Genomic DNA, 18,870 nt, shown 5'->3' on the forward strand with positions numbered 1-18,870 from the left:
CGCGCTATCAGGTGCGGGCCTAGTCGCTGAACAGTTCGAACATCAAATTGCGAAACCAGACGTTGGCCGGATCGCGGTTGAATCGCATGTGCCAGAACAGGTTGATAGCTATTTCGGGCAAGGGGAGCGGCAATGCCACCGTAGTCAGCCCGAACGGACCGGCGCAGCTAGTGGCAAAACGTTCGGGTACAGTGGCGATCAAATCGGTGTTTTGCAGTATATGGCCCACCGCAACAAAATGCGGCACTTCAAGGCGAATGTCGCGCACCAGCCCCGCACGCTGCATAAACGTGTCTATCTCTCCGTGCCCCGTATTCGCGGCCACAATGCGCACATGGCCGAATTTGCAGAAAAGCTCCTGAGTCATGGCGCTGCGCGTAATCGGGTGATCCTTTCGGCAAAGGCACACGTAGCGATGATGGAAAAGTCGGCGCTGATAAAATCCTGCCTGAAGGTCTGGCAACAAGCCTACTGCAAGGTCGACATCGCCATTGGCCATTCCCTCGGACAGCCCCGCATGGCTGCGTACGGTGCTGACCGAAACCCCGGGAGCGGCGGCCAATAACCGCCCGATCAGCCGCGGCATGAAGTAGATTTCCCCAATGTCAGTCATTGCCACCGTAATGCGTTTATGCGCGGTGGCAGGATCGAAGTGGTCATGCCGATTGAGGGCGCCATGCAGTGTCGCAATAGCATGGGATACCGGCTCTGCCAGTTGCACGGCATAGGGCGTCGGGTCCATCCCCAGGGAAGTCCTGACGAAGAGATCATCAGCGAGCACGCCGCGTAGACGCTTTAACGCATTACTCACTGCAGGCTGGGTCATGCCTAGATTTTCGGCGGCCTTGGACACGCTGCGATCGATGAGCAACTGATGAAAGACCACTAATAGATTGAGATCCAGTTCGCGTAGCCGCATGAGAGTTGCCTCGAAATTAATGGGAAAACGCGTCGGGGTCCTATTCACAGTGGTGATAGTGTGTATGGAGTTCGCGGCATTTATCAATGGGTTGTGAATAGTCATGATCGGGCTATTCCAGAAACAACACATAAGGTTTTGCCATGAGTAGTCCCGATCCGAAACTCCAGGTCAGTATCGTTGGCGGAGGTATCGCTGGCGTCGCGCTGGCACTGGAGTTGTGCTGCCATTCCCATCTTGATGTTCAACTCTTTGAAGCCGCACCGGCGTTTGGAGAAGTAGGCGCAGGTGTTTCCTTCGGTGCCAATGCCGTAAGAGCTATCGAAGGGCTTGGACTAGGTAAGCCATACAAGCTCATCGCAGATCGCACTGCGGCGCCATGGCAAGACATATGGTTCGAATGGCGTCGCGGAGAAGATGCAGGGTATCTGGGCGCCAGTGTAGCCGAAGGTGTGGGCCAATCATCTGTTCACCGCGCCGACTTCCTGGACGCGTTAGCTACGCGTCTGCCAACGGGCGTCGCGAACTTTGACAAGCGTGCTACGCGGGTTGAGGAGCAGGACGAGCGTGTCCGTGTCCACTTCGCAGATGGTACCGCCCATGAATGCGACTTGCTGATCGCGGCTGACGGTATCAAATCCAGTATTCGTGACTACGTGCTTGAGGGGCTTGCCCAGCCCTTGGCCGCCCCCCGGTTCAGTGGTACCTGCGCCTACCGCGGGATGATCGACAGTGAGCAACTTCGGGCTGCCTACCAGGCCGCTGACATCGACGAACACTTGATCAACGTCCCGCAAATGTACCTCGGCCTGGATGCACATATCCTGACCTTCCCGGTCAAACAGGGCAGATTGATCAACGTGGTCGCGTTCATCTCGGATCGTAGCGTTGCCAACCCTGTCTGGCCACAAGACATGCCCTGGGTGAAAAATACCTCTCAACAAGAGATGCTCGAATCCTTTGCCCATTGGGGCGATGCCGTGCGCGTGCTGCTCGAATGTATTCCGCAACCCACTCTTTGGGCGCTTCACGAACTCGATGAACTGCCCTGCTATGTGCATGGCCGCGTTGGGCTGATAGGTGATGCCGCGCACGCAATGCTTCCTCATCAGGGTGCCGGAGCGGGCCAGGGTCTGGAAGACGCCTGGCTTTTGGCGCAACTGCTGGCGGATCCCCGTGTGACACAGGCGAGTCCGACTGAGGTTCTGAAAGTGTACGACGAGATCCGCCGCCCACGGGCCTGTCGCGTGCAACGCACTTCCCGCGAAGCCGGCGAACTCTACGAATATCGGGACCAGGAGGCGAAAGACAACGAAGCGCTGCTCTCAACAACGCTGGCAAGCCGTTTCGATTGGCTTTGGAGCCACGATATGGCCGTCGACCTGGCCGACGCTCACGTCCGGCTGGGATGGACCGTAGCAGCGTGACCTGATGGAGCAGCAGCGCCGCGCTGCTGCGTGCAATCAATAATAAAAAGGTGAAATCATGCCCCTGACAATTGCCAACTCACCAGAAGTCCAAGACCTGCTGCGGGACGCCGCGGGCTACAACAATCAGCAGGGCAGTCCACGAACCAAACTAATCGTGCTACGCCTGTTGCAGGAGACTACAAAGCTTATCGAAGAACTGGACATCAGTGACGACGAGTTCTGGGCCTGCGTCGAGTACGTCAATCGGCTAGGCAAAAACAACGAAGCGGGGTTACTGGTTGCGGGGCTTGGCGTCGAGCATTTTCTGGATCTGCTTCACGATGCCAGGCAGGCTGCAGTCAGCAAGGCGGGCGGCACGCCGCGCACGATTGAGGGCCCTCTGGACGTAGCGGGCGCGCCCCTGCGAGAGGGCTATGACCGTATGGACGACGGGAGCGAAGACGGCATTGCCACTCCGATGTTTCTGGATGGCCGAATCCTTGACCTTGAAGGCCGACCGATTGCGGGGGCATTGGTGGATCTATGGCAAGCCGACAGCAAGGGCAACTACTCCCATTTCGACCCTAGTCAATCCGAGTTCAATCTTCGCCGCAGGATCATAACCGACTCTCATGGCCGTTACCGTGTTCGCAGCATCGTATCCTCAGGCTATGGCTGCAACCCCGCCGGTCCTACGCAGGAATGTTTGAACCCGCTGGGTCGCCATGGCCAGCGTCCCGCGCACATGCACTTTTTCGTATCTGCTGCTGGATACGAGCACCTGACCACCCAGATCAACCTCTCCAACGATCCTATCTGTGGGACGACTTCGCCTATGCAACCCGTGACGGTTTGATTGGCGAAGTGCGCTTTGTCGAAGATCCGACGTTGGCCCCAGAGGACGACGTAGTCGGCCGTTTTGCACTGATGACCTTCGACTTCCATCTTCGTCCAGCTGCTACGGGAAAGGCACAGCACCGCAGTAACCGCCCGCGCGCCTTGCAGGAAGTTTGACGAATCCCTCCCACGCCACGAAAACAATAAAAGAGGATCAATACATGTCCATCAATGAACTCGAGCCTGTTGAAGTCACTGTCGCTGTACTGCGGGAAGCAGGGGCAGCATTGAAGTTGGAGCGCGCAAATCTAGGTGTACCTCGCGCTGACGAAGTTCGGGTACGTATCGTAGCCACTGGGGTCTGCCATACCGATATGGTGGTACGCGATCAGCTATTTCCTACACCGTTACCTATCGTCCTTGGGCATGAAGGCGCGGGTGTGGTGGAAGCCGTTGGCGCGTCAGTCACCACCGTTGCTCCGGGTGACCATGTGGTGATGACGTACATGTCCTGCGGCCTGTGCCCGCCATGCGAAACCGGGCATCCGGCGCACTGTTCGCACATGCATCCCCTGAACTTCGGTGGCGGTCGCCTTGATGGCAGCACCTCGACCTGTAGCTGTGAGGACAATGCGCCGCTCCATGATCACTTTTTTGGCCAGTCCTCGTTTTCGACCTATGTTGTGGCCAACGAGCGCAACGTTGTCAAAGTTTCGAAGAATGCTCCGCTGGAATTGTTAGGTCCATTGGGGTGCGGTATCCAGACAGGTGCAGGTTCGGTGCTCAAGGCGATGAAGGTCGAAGCAGGAGCCAGCTTCGTGGCCTTCGGTGCTGGTGCAGTTGGCCTCGCGGCCGTGATGGCGGCCAAGGTTGCCGGAGCAACCACCATCATCGCCGTCGACGTTACCCCCAGTCGCCTGACACTGGCGCTCGAAGTCGGCGCAACTCATGTCATCAACAGCCGCGAAGAAGACCCTGTACAGCGTATTCGCGAGATCACTAATGGCGGGGCGAACTATAGCCTCGAGTGCTCGGGCCGCGCGGACGTCCTGCGCCAAGCTATCGATGCAGTCACCACGCTGGGTACCTGCGGCATAGTCGGCGCCACGAAGATGGGCACAGAAGTCGCCTTCAACATCAATGACGTCATGATCCCTGGCAAACGCATCATGGGTATCGTGCAAGGAGACGTCGTCGCCAATGCATTCATTCCTACCCTGGTCGACCTGCATCTGCAAGGGCGTTTTCCGTTCGACAAACTCTGCCGCTTCTACTCGTTCGAGCAGATTAACGACGCGATGGCGGACAGCGAGAGCGGTATGACTATCAAGCCTATCCTGCGCATGCCTGTCTAGGCCCGCCAGCTCTGATTTTCACGACTAACAAAAAGGTATCAAGCATGAATGTTCAACTGCTGATCGATAACGTCAAACAACCCGCATCGGAAGGCAAAACTTATCAGCGCCATGATTCGCTGAGTGGCAAAACCGTAACAACTGGCGCTGCCGCCTCAGTAGCGGACGCGCTCACAATTGCCCGTTCCTCGCAGCAGGCTTTCGAACAGTGGTCGAAGGTTGGCCCTACCGAACGCCGCCGTCTTTTACTCGCAGCCGCGGACATGCTCATAAGCAAAATGCCTGAATTTTGTAGCGTAATGGCTGAGGAAATTGGTGCCTCGCAACTTTGGGCACAGTTCAATGTAGGGGCTTCGGCCAACCTTTTGCGCGAGGCCGCAGCGCTGACGACTCAGATCAAGGGCGAAACAATCCCGACCGACAAGCCTGGCACGCTGTCGATGACGCTGCGTCAGCCTGTAGGAACGGTGCTTAGCATTGTCCCATGGAACGGTCCGGTCATCCTCGGCGCTCGCGCCATCGCGTATCCGCTTGCGTGCGGCAATACGGTGATTTTCAAAGGATCAGAGAACAGCCCGAGAACTCACGAACTGCTCGCTGAGTCGTTCATTGAGGCCGGTTTGCCGGCTGGCGTGCTGAACTTCCTGGTCACGGCCCCTGAAGACGCGGCTGCGGTCACCGAAGCGTTGATCGCCCATGATACGGTCCGACGGGTGAACTTTACCGGTTCGACCCACGTCGGCCGCATGATTGCTCAGACCAGCGCCAAACACCTCAAGCGTTGCCTGCTGGAGCTTGGCGGCAAAGCGCCTTTTGTGGTGCTTGACGACGCGGATCTGGAAGGGGCGGTCAATGCGGCGATATTCGGCGCGTTCCTTTACCAGGGTCAGATCTGCATGTCGACCGAGCGCTTTGTAGTGGATGAAAGCATCGCAGATACCTTTGTCGAGAAATTCGCAGACCGCGTGCGCAAGCTGGAACAAGGTAATCCCGTCGATACTCCTTCATGCGTCATCGGCCCTGTGATCGCGCAGGGATCTGTTCAGCGGATCAACCAACTGCTCGATGATGCCATCGGTAAGGGTGCCAAAATCGTTGCAGGTGGCTTGGGTGATCAAGCTTTGATGAGGCCGACACTGGTCGACCGGGTCACGTCCGCAATGTCAATCTACGACGAAGAAACCTTCGGCCCCGTGACCACTATCGTACGCGTCAGAGGTGCAGAGCACGCCCTCCAGATCGCTAACGATAATGCGTATGGACTTTCCTCTGCCATTTTCAGCCGTAACGTGAGTCGCGCTTTGGATCTCGCCAGCCGCCTGGACGCAGGGTGCGTGCACATCAACGGCGCTACTGTACAGAACGAGCCACAAGCGCCCTACGGCGGTATGAAAAACAGCGGCTACGGCCGTTTCGACGGTAGTGCTGTGATCGACGAATTCACCGAAGTGAAATGGGTGACGGTCGAACCTGCCGATCAGCAGTATCCCTTCTGATTGCGCGTTGGATCCGCAGACCTTCAACTTCTTATGGTTGCGACAATGAATAATAAAAACGTCCGTAAGCTGATCAGCTATCTCGTTAGAACATCGCTCACCCTGGTTGGGGTCGCCTCGGCGGCCTTCCTGCCAAGTGCGCACGCTACAGAAGGAGGGGGGGTCCTCCTACCCCATGTGCGCTGAAAACTACCTGACGGGCGCCATGCCGCCCGCGGGCCTCTATGGGCAAGTGTTTGCCGAAAGTTATCGCGCCGACCGGTTGCTCGATAACAGTGGTGACAAGGCAGTTGACGATTTTCGTCTAAGCGCAGATGTTATTGCTCCCCGCCTGATCTGGGTCACGGGCCAAAAGCTGTTTGACGGTGATCTTGCTTTTCACCTGAATGTGCCGTTGGTGGACCTCAAGGTCGAGATCAATGGGCAGCATCAACGCAAGTCCGGTATGGGGGATATCATTTTTGGACCGGCCCTGGGGTATCACTACAGCCAAAACTTTCATGCGATATATGCGATAGACATTTTTGCTCCAACCGGTGAGTACGATCGTGGTGACCTGGCTAACATCGGCCGCAACTACTGGGCAATCGAGCCGATCGCGGGGTTCTCGTATGTTGACCCTGCCGGATTGAATGCTGACTTGAAGATGATGTATGACTTCAACCAGCGAAACCGGGACACCGATTATCGTTCTGGCCAGGAAGCACACGCCGACTATTCACTAGGATGGGGGCTGGGGAACGGTTGGATAGTCGGTGTCGGGGGGTACGTGTATCGGCAGACCACCGACGACCGTCAAGATGGAGACTCGGTCAGTAACGCCCGAGGACGCGCTTTTGCTATCGGCCCATCGATCAAGTACACCGGCACTTCGGGTTGGTTTTTGAAGGCTAAATGGCAGAAAGAGAGCGACGTCCGCAACCGTCCGGAAGGGGAGGCGTATTGGCTCAAGTTGACTATTCCGCTCTAAGTTACGGGCCCTGACCGAGGAGCTCGAGCGCGGCTCAGGACTTTACTGCGCCGTTATCATAAATGTCGCCACGTGCCCCAAGGCTTTGCGATGAGAGCGCAATTTGATACCCTCCGTCCCAGACATGGCGTTTGCGGACGCTCTGCGTAAGCGTTAACGTCTACCAACGCACACATGGGATGCCTTCATCCCTCTGTCGTGCGTGGGTAAAATGTCAAATTCCTCCCCGACCGTTCGGGTCGAAACCACTGTATTCGGATCTTCCTTGCTGCTGGGTATCTTACTCATTGCAGCCAATCTGCGCGCCCCCATCACCTCTTTGGGGCCTGTCCTGTCTCAGGTGCAAGAATATTTCGGGGTGAGCTCGACTGCATCCGGGTTGCTCAATGCGCTTCCTCTTCTGATATTCGCAGGTGTGTCTCCTTTGACCCCCTGGCTGACTCGCCGGCTTGGGCTTGAGCGTGCGCTGCTGGGCGCTCTTGTCCTTATTGCCTTGGGTTGCCTGGTTCCTTCCGCAGGCTGGTACGCTGGTCTATGGCTGGGGACGTTGAGCATCGGGGCTGGCATCGCCGTAGCCAACGTGCTCGTTGTGCCGCTGGTCAAATGTGACTTCCCTGGTCACGCAGCGCTGTGTGTCGGCCTTTATGCAGCGACGATGGCATTGATGGCCGCTTTGGCAAGCGGGATCGCAGCGCCACTGTCGGGCTTTTCGAATTATGGGTGGATGGTATCACTGGGCGTTTGGACCTTACTGGCTCTCATCGCGGTTGTCTGCTGGTGGCCTCATGCCAAAGCCGCGCATCCGCAGACTGCTGCCGTGGCCTCTGTCCGGCGTAACAGCGTCTGGTCCAGCGGCATCGCCTGGCAGGTGTCCATTTTCATGGCACTACAGACCATGACCTTCTACACCCTCATTGACTGGTTTCCAGCCATGGCGGCGTCGGGGGGCGTAAACGCTTCCCAGGCAGGTGCCTACTTGTTTGTCTACCAAGCTATCGCCGTGCTAGCAAACCTGGGAACCTCGGCAGCCATCAAACGCTTGGACGATCAGCGCGTGCCGGGAGGTATCTGTTCATTAACCATCGTCGTTGGTATCTCCGGCTTACTTCTGGCGCCATCATTTTCATTGGTCTGGCTAGCGTTCGCTGGAGTGGGGGCGGGTATGTCGATGGTGACTTGCCTCAGCCTGTTCGGTTTGCGTACGCGCGACCACCATCAGGCAAGCGCCCTGTCTGCCATGGCGCAGTGCGTGGGATACGGCCTCGGCGCCTGTGGACCTTTTCTGACAGGTTGGCTGCATGCACTAAGCGGCGGCTGGGAGCTCCCTTTAGTGACATTGGTTGCGGCTGCCTGCCTACAAGTCATTTTTGCTGTGTTGGCCGGACGTAACCGGTATGTAGGGGAATAGACGCGATCGGGGGCCACAGCGTGACGTCCGCCCTGAACCCCGCGACCCTGGTATCAGAAGAGCGACAGCTGACCCCCTCTGGTTATGAACTGCTCGTAAAATCGCCGCTTATGCGAGGGGAGCATTGACTGCATGCGAGGATTGGAATCAAGTCTCATCATCAAGGGGTTGTCGATATCGAATTCCGCCCATAGGGGCAACCCGGATTTATTGGGGTTGCCTGTTTTCACGAAGTTTTCCCAGTAACCTAACATCAGGTCTGAAACTCTCTTGTCTTTGTCGGAAAACACGCGAGCGGTTGGAACACTCAAATTGCCGAGTGCATAGGGCACTTCTGACGTATGAAATGCCCCCCACTGCTCGGTGCCTGGTTCGACGTGCGCGAACAGATACAGGTAGATCGGCTGACGACTCGATTGCGCTCGACCAGCGACCCAAAGCCAGGTGGACGCCAAGCCACGGTCACGGCGAATTTCCTTCGCGGTCGACCTCGGGTCGCTCGTTGCCTGAGTGCTGTATAAGGCATCGAGCTGATCCGTCATGCCGCCATACATCGCCCTTAATTCAGCGCGTAAGGCTGGCAGATCTTCAGGCGGAAGACTGAACGATGCGTCGGCGTTCATTCCAGCCAGAATCGGCGTGTCAGCGTACGAACCCACCGCATTGTTGTATGGGTCATGCGGGATCAGATCGCCGTCAATGACTGGCGCAAAACGAAGGAGGCCTGGGCCAAGGCTTTTTTCTGCCTTTCTTACCTGATCGGCCGGTAGCTCGCGCAACTCAGCGAGGGACGAAACCTTGGCGGCCTTGAGGAGTTGTTGCCCTATCGTTTCGGCTTCGGCCAATGACATCGGCGGTCGGCCCATACCCGGACCACTTTGTGGTATTACCTGGCAAACAGGTTTTTCGCTGCTGGGCTGGCGATCATATCGTGGATCGCCATGGAGCCCGCCGACTGGCCCGCAAGGGTAATCCTGTTCCCGTCTCCGCCAAGTGCAGCGGCGTTTTCTTTTACCCATTCCAGAGCAGCGATAACGTCGGCAAACCCGAAGTTACCGGAGCCTTGGCCTTGCTTGGTCAATTCCGGATGTGCAAGGAAACCGAAGACGCCAAGTCGGTAATTGATGTTAACGACGACGTCCCTAGATGCCATCGGCGCTCCATTGTAGATGGGCACAGAACCCGAGCCTGACGTAAATCCTCCACCAGGAATCCACACCATGATCGGCAGCGGCGTGCTGGAACGCTTGGAGGGGCGCCAAATATTGAGATAAAGACAGTCTTCGCTGACACCCTCAGGCACCATGTACTCGCTAGCATAGGGACCGAACCCACCGCTGATGTCTTGCCCGCAGCTTCTCGCGAATTGGGTGGCCGAACGCACGCCCTGCCAAGCTGGTACTGGCGACGGCATTCTCCATCTTTTCGATCCGACAGGAGCAGCCGCATAGGGAACACCCAGATAGCTGTCGACGCCGTCGGCGCTGGATCCGCTTAAGGTCCCTTAAGCGACGTGAATCGTAGTCCCATAGCTCGCGGCTCCGAACGACAGCATCCCTGCGGCCGCAATAAAGCAAGACAACTTTTTCCGGAGCATACATTTCCTTGAATAATGGTTGAAGGGCGACCCGCCCCTTCGTTGGCGATCCACCTCAAGCTACTGAAAGGACATTACTTGAACGCTGAACCAAGTGCTTCCAGGGGCGAACGTTGCCACCGCTGTCGGATCAGTGTGAACAGTCGTGTCGTAAGCTTGCTGACCTTATTGTGGTTAGCACGTCGCTAACATCGCTACATCGCAATGTGATCATGAAGATCGACCCCGCTAAGCTCGGCCATCCGCATCCGATAAGCCTCGACTGCAGGCGGATAGACTATGCCCCGCACGATTGACATGCTCCGCAACGTCGCAAAAAGATGAATATCGTCCTTCGAAAGCTCGCCGTTCACCGCATCCGGGGATTGAATCAAAGGCTCAAGCGCCAGCAGATGGCGGTTAAGGTTGGCGATATAGTCGGCGCTGGCATCCAGATGCTCTTCGAACCGTCCGATAATTCGCTCTTTGTTTCTGGTGAAGTACGCCCGCGCAGCCGGGGTAGAGAACTCTCCAAAGTCTGCGGCCGCCCAACGGGGGAGCGCCAGCGGAAAGAGTGAATCGGCGGCAGCATTGTTCCAGTGAGCCACTGACTGGTTACCAGGGCCAGACAACAACCTGGTGCCAGACATGCCATCAACATGCGCCACGATATCCATGCTCTCGGCCAGGTAGCCGTCAGCATCCTGAAGGATGGGCGCCATTTTTTTGCCAATCATACGAATAGGCGTAGCCTCGTCGTCGTTCAGGAGAATGACTAGATCGAACGCTATCTGCCTCAACCCGAAAATCATCCGGGCTTTGACGCAAAACGGGCAGTGATCGTACACATAGAGCTTAATCATGTTTGAGTTCCAGGTTGTAAACGAGATCGACAGCGGCTTACCGTGCACCAGTCTGAGTGCGGGCCGAAGCGTGTAAACCCGGGCCGCTACTATGCCATGTGCAGCATCACGCACCAGACTTGAATCCGCGTATTGCATGAAGAAAGATTGGCTGCATGCGACTCCCGTGCCATTGGAAGGCGCGCTGAGGGCGGGCGCCTATGGACAGCACGGTGTTGCCGTTTACTAGGACAGCCGTCCGCACAGGGGATTATCCGTAAGACGAAACAACACTCTAACGGCCGCATGATTGAAAGGGAATGTATACTCATGAGACATTGCCTTTCAGAATGAGAGGAGCTTTCCATGGATCTCAATGCGTTGCAGATGCTGGTTACGATCGTCCAGGCTGGGAGTATGACCGCAGGCGCTGAACGTTTGGGGGGGCCGCTACCTACTGTAAGTAGGAGAATCCGCGCGCTTGAGCAGACACTCGCAGTTGAATTGCTCGAGCGCTCGGCCAAGGGTGTAAAGCTCACCGAAGCTGGGACACGTCTTTTCGAGCATGCGAGCCGAGGCCTGGAGCTGTTGCAGGAAGGGCGCGACGCCTTGGAAAGCGATTAGGCCCATATCAAAGGGAAGTTGCGGCTTTCAGTTCCTCCATCGTTTTCGCCCTGGTGGCAGCTGATGTCGGATTTTCAAAAAGATCATCTCGATATCCGTGTTCACCTTCTCTCGACAGAGCGCCGGGTTCACCCTGTGGAGGATGGCGTAGACGTGGCGCTTCGTGTGGGCAGAGTGGAACACGAATCGTTGGTTGCAAGACACCTGCTTGACTATCGCCATATCTTGGTCGCAAGTCCGCGCCTGCTCGCGTCGCACGGGACGCCGAAGAACCCGTATCACCTAAACCGGTTCCCCTGTGCGACATGGACTTTGGGAACAAACATGACCGGGACGTGGCGATTTCCAGGCGTAATCTTGGAGCCCAACGTAGTGCTGTCAACGAATGACAGCATGCATCTGTTGCACAGTGCAGTGGCAGGGAATGTAGTCACCGAGTTGCCCCCTTTTATAGTCAAGGACGCCATCAAACAAGGGCTACTTGTGCCTCTGCTTCCGGACCATGTGCTGCCTGAGTTTTCCTTGAACCTTCTATATCCGGCGCATTGCCATCCTTCTGCCGTAGTGCGCACTTATGTTGAGTATTGTCGCCGGCGTCTGCCATGTCTGCTGGACGCATGTAGTATTTCCCCAGGCACGAGTCGGTGATGCTATTTGCTGAAACCGGAATATGCGTATGTCGAGAAACGGATTGAAGTAAATCGGCAACACGTCGGTAGAGATGAGGCTGTGCGCATAGCCAAACGGAGGGGGTTGAACTGGTCTGATGCATTGAACATTTCAATCGGGCGCTATGATGGAGTGCTGAATGGAGTCAGCCGCAGCAGCTTCAACGCGTGACGCGAGCGGGCTGCCAGTGCTTGCCATAAGCTCCGCTCTTCATTGCTTGCACGTGGTCTGGGCCAGAATGTGAGCGGTGGAAGAGAGTGCTGCGGCAACGCAGCGATACGGTGTCCTTGGGGTCCGTTTCTGCGCCTTGATGAACCCTGCTGATCGCAGCTCGCAGCCGATTCGTGTAATACCTAGTTCATCTGCTGGAAAGCAGTCGAAGACATTGCTGCAGGACAGGGGATACGTCTCCGGCCCGGTAGCTCACAACGATTGGCGAAGTGGCGCTGCTGTCCGATAGAGGCGTGTAGCCGATGTCGTCGCGATGGAGCCTTTGAACCGAGGCGGGCACCAGCGTGATGCCGATGCCTGCAGCGACCAGGCCTATGGCGGTCTGCATTTCGTTCACCGTCTGAGCCACGCGAATCCGCAGCCCCTGTGCAGCGAAGATTCCGAGCACGTGATCTGCGTAGCTGGGACGGGGTGTGCCGGGATAGAGAACAAAAGGCTCGGCCGCCAGTTGTTTAAGCGTGGCTGGCCCGGACAGTAACGGGTGGCCCGCCGGCAGGGCGGCCACCAGCGGATCCTGGCGGAGGATCTCCTGTGTGATGGTCGGGTCGTCGAGCAGCATTCTTCCGAAGCCGATATCGATGCGCCCACTTTTCAAGGCCTCCAGCTGCTGCAGGGTGATCAACTCTGACAAGCCTAGTTCCAGATCACCGAAGCCCCGTAGCTGACGGATGAGCTCAGGTAGGGCCCCGTACAGAGTCGAAGGTGCAAAACCGATCCCGAGCCAGCGTTTCTCGCCCTCCGCGACGCGTCGAGTGTCATCCCCGATACGCGTCAGCTGTTCAAGTAACTGGCTGGAGTGCTCGTGGAAAAACCGGCCGGCTTCAGTCAGCCTTAGCGGTCTGGATCGCTCCAGCAACGCTACGCCTAGCTCATCTTCAAGTTGCTGTATCTGCCGGCTCAGCGGCGGCTGAGCGATATTCAATTGCTCGGCGGCACGGGTGAAGTTCAGGGTCTGGGCCAGCACCCGGAAGTAGCGTAAATGCCGAAGTTCCACGATACCTCCAGGGTATGAAACGAGACTTAATCAATATTGGACGTTCCGCTTCACCAGCGTCAACCTCTGCTCAAGAACAAACACAACGCAGACGGAACGCTCATGACTGCTATCACCATCGTACGCTTCGATACCCAAATCGTAGACCTTCCTACTATCAGGCCGCATAAGCTGGCGATGCATACGATGCACGGCCAGACCTTGGTCATCCTCCGGATTCAATCCAGCGACGGCATCGTCGGCGTCGGTGAGGCGACTACTATCGGCGGCTTGGCGTACGCTGGTGAGAGCCCGGAAAGCATCAAGACCAACCTCGATAAATGGTTCGCCCCCCTGTTGATTGGGCAAGATGCCAGTAGCCTCAACGCTGCCATGCAACGCGTTGATCGTGCCATTCGAGGCAACACATTCGCGCGCTCAGCAGTTGAAACGGCACTGCTCGATGCACAGGGCAAACGCCTGGGTTTGCCTGTGGCGGAGGTGCTCGGCGGACGAGTGCGCGATGGCGTGGAAGTGGCTTGGACGCTGGCCAGCGGTGATACCGGCCTGGACATTGAAGAAGCTGAACGCATGTTGGATATGCGTCGCCATCGCCACTTCAAGCTGAAAATCGGTGCTGGAGAGCCAGCTCGTGACATTGCACATGTTGCCGCTATCAAGCGCGCGCTAGGCGATCGGGCCAGCGTGCGAGTCGATATAAACCAGGCGTGGAGCGAAGCTGTGGCCGTACGGGCATGTCGACGGCTGGCCGATGCTGGGGTTGAGCTCATCGAGCAGCCTTTGTCCCGCTACGATTATCCGGGCATGGTGCGTCTTAGTGCCCACAGTCCCATTCCGCTGATGGCCGATGAAGCGATCGAATCAGTCCAAGACAGCTTTGCCTTGGCACAGATGGGTGCCGCTTCGATATTCGCTTTGAAAATCGCCAAGACAGGTGGGCCTCTGGCTGTCTTGCGGACTGCCGCCATCGCCGAAGCAGCAGGTATCGGGCTGTATGGCGGCACGATGCTCGAAGGCAGTGTTGGAACGCTGGCTGCCGCTCACGCTTTTGCGACGCTGGACAAGCTTGAGTGGCATACCGAGCTCTTCGGTCCACTCTTGTTGACCGAAGATATCCTGGTCGAGCCCCCGGTTTATCGTGACTTTCAGTTGATGGTCCCACGTACGCCTGGGCTCGGCATCGAACTGGACGAACATCGTCTTTCGCGCTTTGCGCGCCGCTGATCTGCCATAAAGAGGACACCCACGACATGCTTTTCCACGTACGCATGACCGTCAAACTCCCTGCTGATATGTCAGCGGAGAGGGCCGCTCAACTCAAGGCCGACGAAAAAGAACTCGCTCAGCGTCTGCAACGCGAAGGTACCTGGCGCCATCTCTGGCGGCTTGCCGGGCTCTACGCCAACGTCAGCGTCTTTGACGTGCAGGACAACCAGGCGCTGCACGACACCTTGATGCAGCTGCCGCTGTATCCCTACATGGAAATCGAGGTCACGCCGATGTGCCGACATCCATCTTCGATCCATACCGACGACCGTTGAGTCCACCTAATTTGAAGCACTGACATCGACAATAACAATGAGTATTGATGAGGGCACAAGCCATGACCGTTCGTATCTCGCAAACCGCTGAAGTACAGCAATTCCTGGAGAAAGCATCCGGCTTCGATCAGCCAACCGGAAGCCAGCGAATGAAAACCGTCGTCCATCGTGTTTTGAATGACTCGGTCAAGATCATCGAGGATTTGCAGATCACTTCGGAGGAGTTCTGGAAGGCTGTCAATTACCTGAATGATCTCGGCAGTCGTCAGGAAGCGGGGCTGGTAGCTGCAGGTCTGGGTCTGGAGCACTATCTGGACATGCTGATGGACGCTGAAGATGCTCAGGCCGGCCATGTCGGCGGCACCCCACGGACCATTGAAGGCCCCCTCTACGTTGCAGGTGCTCCTCTCTCGGAACACTTCGCTCGCCTGGACGACGGCCAGGATCCCGGCACCGTGTTATACATGACCGGTCAGGTGCGCGGTACTGACGGAAAGCCCTTGGCCGATGCGGTTGTCGATGTCTGGCACGCCAATACTAAAGGGACCTACTCCTATTTCGATCCTTCCCAATCCGAATTCAACCTCCGCCGCCGGATCCTGACCGATGCTGAAGGACGCTACCGCTTCCAGAGTATCGTGCCCTCGGGCTACGGCTGCTCGCCGGACGGGCCCACCCAGCAACTGCTTAACCAGTTGGGACGTCACGGCCAGCGTCCCGCGCACGTTCACTTCTTCATCTCTGCACCTGGATATCGTCACCTGACAACTCAGATCAATCTGGCGGGGGACAAGTACCTGCACGATGACTTCGCTTACGCGACCCGTGATGAGTTGATCGCTGAGATTCGTTTCAGCGACGATGCAAATGGCCCGCGCGCAGATATCGAGTTCAATTTCGTCCTTCAACCTTCTGCAGCTCCAAAAGACGAAAGTCGTCCTGAGCGCGCAAGGGCGCTGGAAGTCTGATTTACCGTTTCACCTGAAGCCACTGAGCCTCAGCAGCGACTGCTGTCGGAGGCTCAGTGGCTTCAGCCCGGCCTTGAATAAAACAACAAGAGAGGCGCGAACATGACCGTGTTACTGAGTGAGCGCAGTCAAATTTTCGACCGTGCGGATGCGTACACCGTGTCGGATTACGTCAACCAACATGTGGGCAGCCATCGCATCCGCCTGCCACCCAAAGGTCGCCCTGAAGCGAGCATCAGCCATCGTACGTTCTCCAGCCTGGACCTATGCCGCATCAGTTACGGCGCGCCGGTACGGGTTACATCTGCTGCGCTGGAAACCATCTATCATCTGCAAATTCTGCTTCAGGGACACTGCCGATCTGCCGCCCGGGGGAAGGAGCAGACATTCCGCGCTGGCGAGATTCTGCTAATCAACCCGGATGATCCAGTTGACCTGACGTACTCGGCAGACTGCGAGAAATTTATCGTCAAGGTACCGGTGAGGCTGTTGGAAAACGCTTGCCTAGAACAGCACTGGACGCTGCCGGCGCAGGGTATACGCTTCGCTGTCGAGCGCCACGAAGTGGGTGCGATGAGTGGTTTCGTCCAGTTGTTGGGATTGGTTTGTCACGAGGCCGAGAATGCGGCCCAAGGTGAGATTCAGTCTCTTTATGAGCGGATAGTCGCCAATAAGCTGTTAGCTCAGCTGACAAGCAACGTATTGAGAGTGCTACCACGACCTGATGAGAGCAGTGGTTTCGATCGCGTGCGGGAGTTCATTGAGGAACATCTGGTAGAGGACATCAGCGTCGAGCAGCTTATGGCGGTCGCCCGGGTCAGCGAGCGGTCTCTATACACGCTGTTCGAGCGACAGGTCGGGCTGTCCCCTAGAGACTATATGCGCCAGCGAAAGCTGGAACGGGTGCATGCGCAGCTGCGAGCGGCCACTGCCCGAAGCGTTACCGAAGTCGCGCTGAACCACGGATTTATCCATCTGGGACGCTTCTCCGAATCCTATCGTAAGCGCTTTGGCGAGCTGCCTTCACAGACCTGGCGGCGTCACCATCAGCATGTTGCGCCAGGCGGATAGTGAATTGCAGCGAGCGGATATTGGTGCCATGGAGGAACACGTAGGGTGAGGGGCCTGATACAAGAGCAACCGAGGGCCTCCCCATGATCAGCAATCTCGACAGACTCGCCCTTCAACTCAGCGAGTCCGTGCAGGAAGATCCCGCTACCGGGGTCTTCCGCTGCCGCCGCGATATCTTCACTGACACGAAACTGTTCGCGCTGGAGATGAAGCATATTTATGAAAGTAGTTGGGTCTACCTCGCGCATGAAAGCCAGGTACCTGAGATCAACGACTACTTCACCACCTACATCGGCCGTCAGCCGGTTGTCATTACCCGCGACAAACACGGTGCGCTACACGGGCTGGTCAACGCCTGCGCACACCGTGGCGCCATGCTTTGTCGACGCAAACAGGGGAACAAAGGTTCGTTCACCTGCCCGTTCCATGGCTGGACATTCAGCAACGCCGGCAAACTGCTTAAAGTCAAAGATGCCAAGTCCGGTGCCTATCCCGATAGCTTCGATTGCGATGGCTCTCACGACCTCAAGCGTCTGGCCCGATTCGAAAACTATCGTGGCTTTCTCTTTGGCAGCCTCAGTGAGGGGGTTCCAGAGCTCAGCGATTACCTGGGCGAAACCCGGATCATCATCGATCAGATGGTCGATCAGGCGCCCGAGGGGCTGGAAGTGCTGCGTGGCAGTTCATCCTATATCTATGACGGCAACTGGAAACTGCAAATCGAGAACGGCGCCGATGGCTACCACGTCAGTTCGGTGCACTGGAATTACTCGGCAACCATGGGGCGGCGTAATTACGAGGCAGAAGGCACACGTACCGTCGACGCCAATGGTTGGTCGAAAAGCCTGGGCGGCGTCTACGCCTTCGAGCATGGCCACATCTTGCTCTGGACCCGGTTGCTCAACCCGGAAGTGCGTCCGGTGCACGCCCATCGCGCAGCGCTTGCCGAACGCCTTGGGCAAGAGCGTGCGGATTTCATCGTCGATCAGACTCGCAACCTCTGCCTCTATCCCAACGTTTACCTGATGGATCAGTTCTCGACCCAAATCCGCGTGGTGCGTCCCATCTCGGTCGACAAAACCGAAGTAACTATCTACTGCATGGCACCAAAGGGTGAAAGCGCCCAGGACCGCACAACCCGGATCCGTCAATACGAAGACTTCTTCAACGTCAGTGGGATGGGAACGCCGGATGATCTGGAAGAGTTCCGCGCTTGCCAGACCGGCTATCAGGGTGCCACGACCATGTGGAATGACCTCAGTCGCGGGGCTAAACAATGGGTCGAGGGGGCTGATGACAACGCTCGTGCCATGGGCATGAATCCCCAGCTCAGCGGTGTGAAAACCGAAGATGAAGGTCTGTTCGTTCGTCAGCATGCGTACTGGGCCGCGAGCCTGAAGCGCGCGATCGAGCTCGAACAGAAAGACCTGATCGCCACCGACCGGATTTCCCCTGACAAGAGTGAGCGCTCATGAGTATTTCCCGGGACTGCCTGCTTGCCTTTCTCTACCGTGAAGCGCGCCTGCTGGATGACCGGCAGTGGGACGAGTGGTTGGAGTGCTACTCGCCGAAAGCCGAGTTCTGGATGCCTGCGTGGGACGACCACGACACGCTAACGGACGATCCCCAGCGCGAAATTTCGCTGGTCTATTACCCCAGCCGTGACGGTCTGGAGGACCGCGTGTTTCGCATCAAGACCGAACGTTCCAGCGCCAGTACTCCTGAGCCGCGCACTGCACATTTCATTACCAACGTTGAAGTGCTCGCCCAAGACGCGGCACATGTGGAACTGCGTTTTAACTGGCAAACCCTCAGCCATCGCTACAAGACCACGGATATGTATTTTGGCACCTCGTTCTATCGCCTGGATGTCAGGGCGGCGCAACCACTGATTACGCGCAAGAAGGTGGTACTGAAAAACGACTACATCCATCAGGTCATCGATATCTATCACATCTGA

The 18,870-nt window shown here is 57.1% G+C and carries 16 protein-coding genes and 2 pseudogenes; 14 read left to right on the top strand and 4 right to left on the bottom strand.

What is annotated here, in order from left to right; all coding sequences use genetic code 11:
- Positions 1–19: 19 nt before the first annotated feature.
- A complete protein-coding gene (locus KBY02_RS06530) occupies positions 20–919 on the bottom strand; it encodes a LysR family transcriptional regulator (protein ID WP_024642971.1) in 900 nt (299 codons plus the stop codon).
- Positions 920–1,062: 143 nt separating this feature from the next.
- Here KBY02_RS06530 and salA point away from each other — a divergent pair, with 143 nt between their 5' ends.
- The 6 genes and pseudogenes from salA to KBY02_RS06560 all read left to right on the top strand — a co-directional run bounded on the left by salA (position 1,063) and on the right by KBY02_RS06560 (position 8,394).
- Positions 1,063–2,346 (top strand): salicylate 1-monooxygenase, encoded by a 1,284-nt coding sequence (gene salA / locus KBY02_RS06535; RefSeq protein ID WP_024659597.1) that lies wholly within the window; start codon positions 1,063–1,065, stop codon positions 2,344–2,346.
- Between the two features lie 58 nt (positions 2,347–2,404).
- A pseudogene (gene catA, locus KBY02_RS06540) lies at positions 2,405–3,342 on the top strand (catechol 1,2-dioxygenase).
- Positions 3,343–3,386: 44 nt separating this feature from the next.
- Complete coding sequence (locus tag KBY02_RS06545) at positions 3,387–4,520, top strand: NAD(P)-dependent alcohol dehydrogenase (RefSeq protein WP_024642969.1); 1,134 nt, start codon at positions 3,387–3,389, stop codon at positions 4,518–4,520.
- A 44-nt stretch (positions 4,521–4,564) separates the two neighbouring features.
- Complete coding sequence (locus KBY02_RS06550) at positions 4,565–6,016, top strand: aldehyde dehydrogenase (protein ID WP_024642968.1); 1,452 nt, start codon at positions 4,565–4,567, stop codon at positions 6,014–6,016.
- A gap of 175 nt (positions 6,017–6,191) precedes the next feature.
- On the top strand, positions 6,192–6,986 hold the full coding sequence (locus KBY02_RS06555; RefSeq protein WP_032607983.1) for a transporter: 795 nt from the start codon (positions 6,192–6,194) through the stop codon (positions 6,984–6,986).
- 265 nt (positions 6,987–7,251) lie between these two features.
- Positions 7,252–8,394, top strand: a complete 1,143-nt coding sequence (locus KBY02_RS06560) for an MFS transporter (RefSeq protein WP_225650040.1) — start codon at positions 7,252–7,254, stop codon at positions 8,392–8,394.
- Between the two features lie 53 nt (positions 8,395–8,447).
- On the opposite strand, the pseudogene KBY02_RS26405 reads toward KBY02_RS06560, so the two are convergent.
- Both KBY02_RS26405 and grxB read right to left on the bottom strand, forming a co-directional pair.
- A pseudogene (locus KBY02_RS26405) lies at positions 8,448–9,856 on the bottom strand (carboxylesterase/lipase family protein).
- A gap of 329 nt (positions 9,857–10,185) precedes the next feature.
- Complete coding sequence (grxB, locus tag KBY02_RS06570; protein ID WP_225650041.1) at positions 10,186–10,833, bottom strand: glutaredoxin 2; 648 nt, start codon at positions 10,831–10,833, stop codon at positions 10,186–10,188.
- Between the two features lie 345 nt (positions 10,834–11,178).
- Here grxB and KBY02_RS26255 point away from each other — a divergent pair, with 345 nt between their 5' ends.
- Together KBY02_RS26255 and KBY02_RS06575 are read left to right on the top strand one after the other, a co-directional pair.
- On the top strand, positions 11,179–11,436 hold the full coding sequence (locus KBY02_RS26255) for a LysR family transcriptional regulator (RefSeq protein ID WP_024642963.1): 258 nt from the start codon (positions 11,179–11,181) through the stop codon (positions 11,434–11,436).
- A gap of 18 nt (positions 11,437–11,454) precedes the next feature.
- The gene (locus tag KBY02_RS06575) at positions 11,455–12,084 is read left to right on the top strand and encodes a substrate binding domain-containing protein (protein WP_306345887.1); all 630 of its coding nucleotides are present in this window, start codon (positions 11,455–11,457) and stop codon (positions 12,082–12,084) included.
- Between the two features lie 379 nt (positions 12,085–12,463).
- Here KBY02_RS06575 and KBY02_RS06580 read toward each other — a convergent pair whose 3' ends face one another.
- Positions 12,464–13,330 carry a LysR family transcriptional regulator gene (locus KBY02_RS06580; protein ID WP_024642961.1) on the bottom strand — a complete coding sequence of 289 codons (867 nt, stop codon included), beginning with the start codon at positions 13,328–13,330 and terminating at the stop codon, positions 12,464–12,466.
- Positions 13,331–13,432: 102 nt separating this feature from the next.
- Here KBY02_RS06580 and KBY02_RS06585 point away from each other — a divergent pair, with 102 nt between their 5' ends.
- The 6 genes from KBY02_RS06585 to benB all read left to right on the top strand — a co-directional run bounded on the left by KBY02_RS06585 (position 13,433) and on the right by benB (position 18,870).
- Positions 13,433–14,554 carry a muconate cycloisomerase family protein gene (locus KBY02_RS06585; RefSeq protein ID WP_060400589.1) on the top strand — a complete coding sequence of 374 codons (1,122 nt, stop codon included), beginning with the start codon at positions 13,433–13,435 and terminating at the stop codon, positions 14,552–14,554.
- Between the two features lie 26 nt (positions 14,555–14,580).
- Positions 14,581–14,871: a muconolactone Delta-isomerase gene (catC, locus tag KBY02_RS06590; protein ID WP_024642959.1), complete on the top strand. Its 291-nt coding sequence runs from the start codon at positions 14,581–14,583 to the stop codon at positions 14,869–14,871.
- Between the two features lie 62 nt (positions 14,872–14,933).
- Positions 14,934–15,839 carry a catechol 1,2-dioxygenase gene (gene catA / locus KBY02_RS06595; protein ID WP_024642958.1) on the top strand — a complete coding sequence of 302 codons (906 nt, stop codon included), beginning with the start codon at positions 14,934–14,936 and terminating at the stop codon, positions 15,837–15,839.
- Positions 15,840–15,941: 102 nt separating this feature from the next.
- Positions 15,942–16,910, top strand: a complete 969-nt coding sequence (locus tag KBY02_RS06600; RefSeq protein ID WP_024642957.1) for an AraC family transcriptional regulator — start codon at positions 15,942–15,944, stop codon at positions 16,908–16,910.
- A gap of 83 nt (positions 16,911–16,993) precedes the next feature.
- A complete protein-coding gene (locus KBY02_RS06605) occupies positions 16,994–18,385 on the top strand; it encodes a Rieske 2Fe-2S domain-containing protein (RefSeq protein WP_024642956.1) in 1,392 nt (463 codons plus the stop codon).
- Positions 18,382–18,870 (top strand): benzoate 1,2-dioxygenase small subunit, encoded by a 489-nt coding sequence (gene benB / locus KBY02_RS06610; RefSeq protein ID WP_024642955.1) that lies wholly within the window; start codon positions 18,382–18,384, stop codon positions 18,868–18,870. Before KBY02_RS06605 ends, benB begins: the two co-directional genes overlap by 4 nt.

This window comes from Pseudomonas sp. P129 (assembly GCF_020312195.1).
GTDB classification, from domain to species: domain Bacteria; phylum Pseudomonadota; class Gammaproteobacteria; order Pseudomonadales; family Pseudomonadaceae; genus Aquipseudomonas; species Aquipseudomonas fragariae.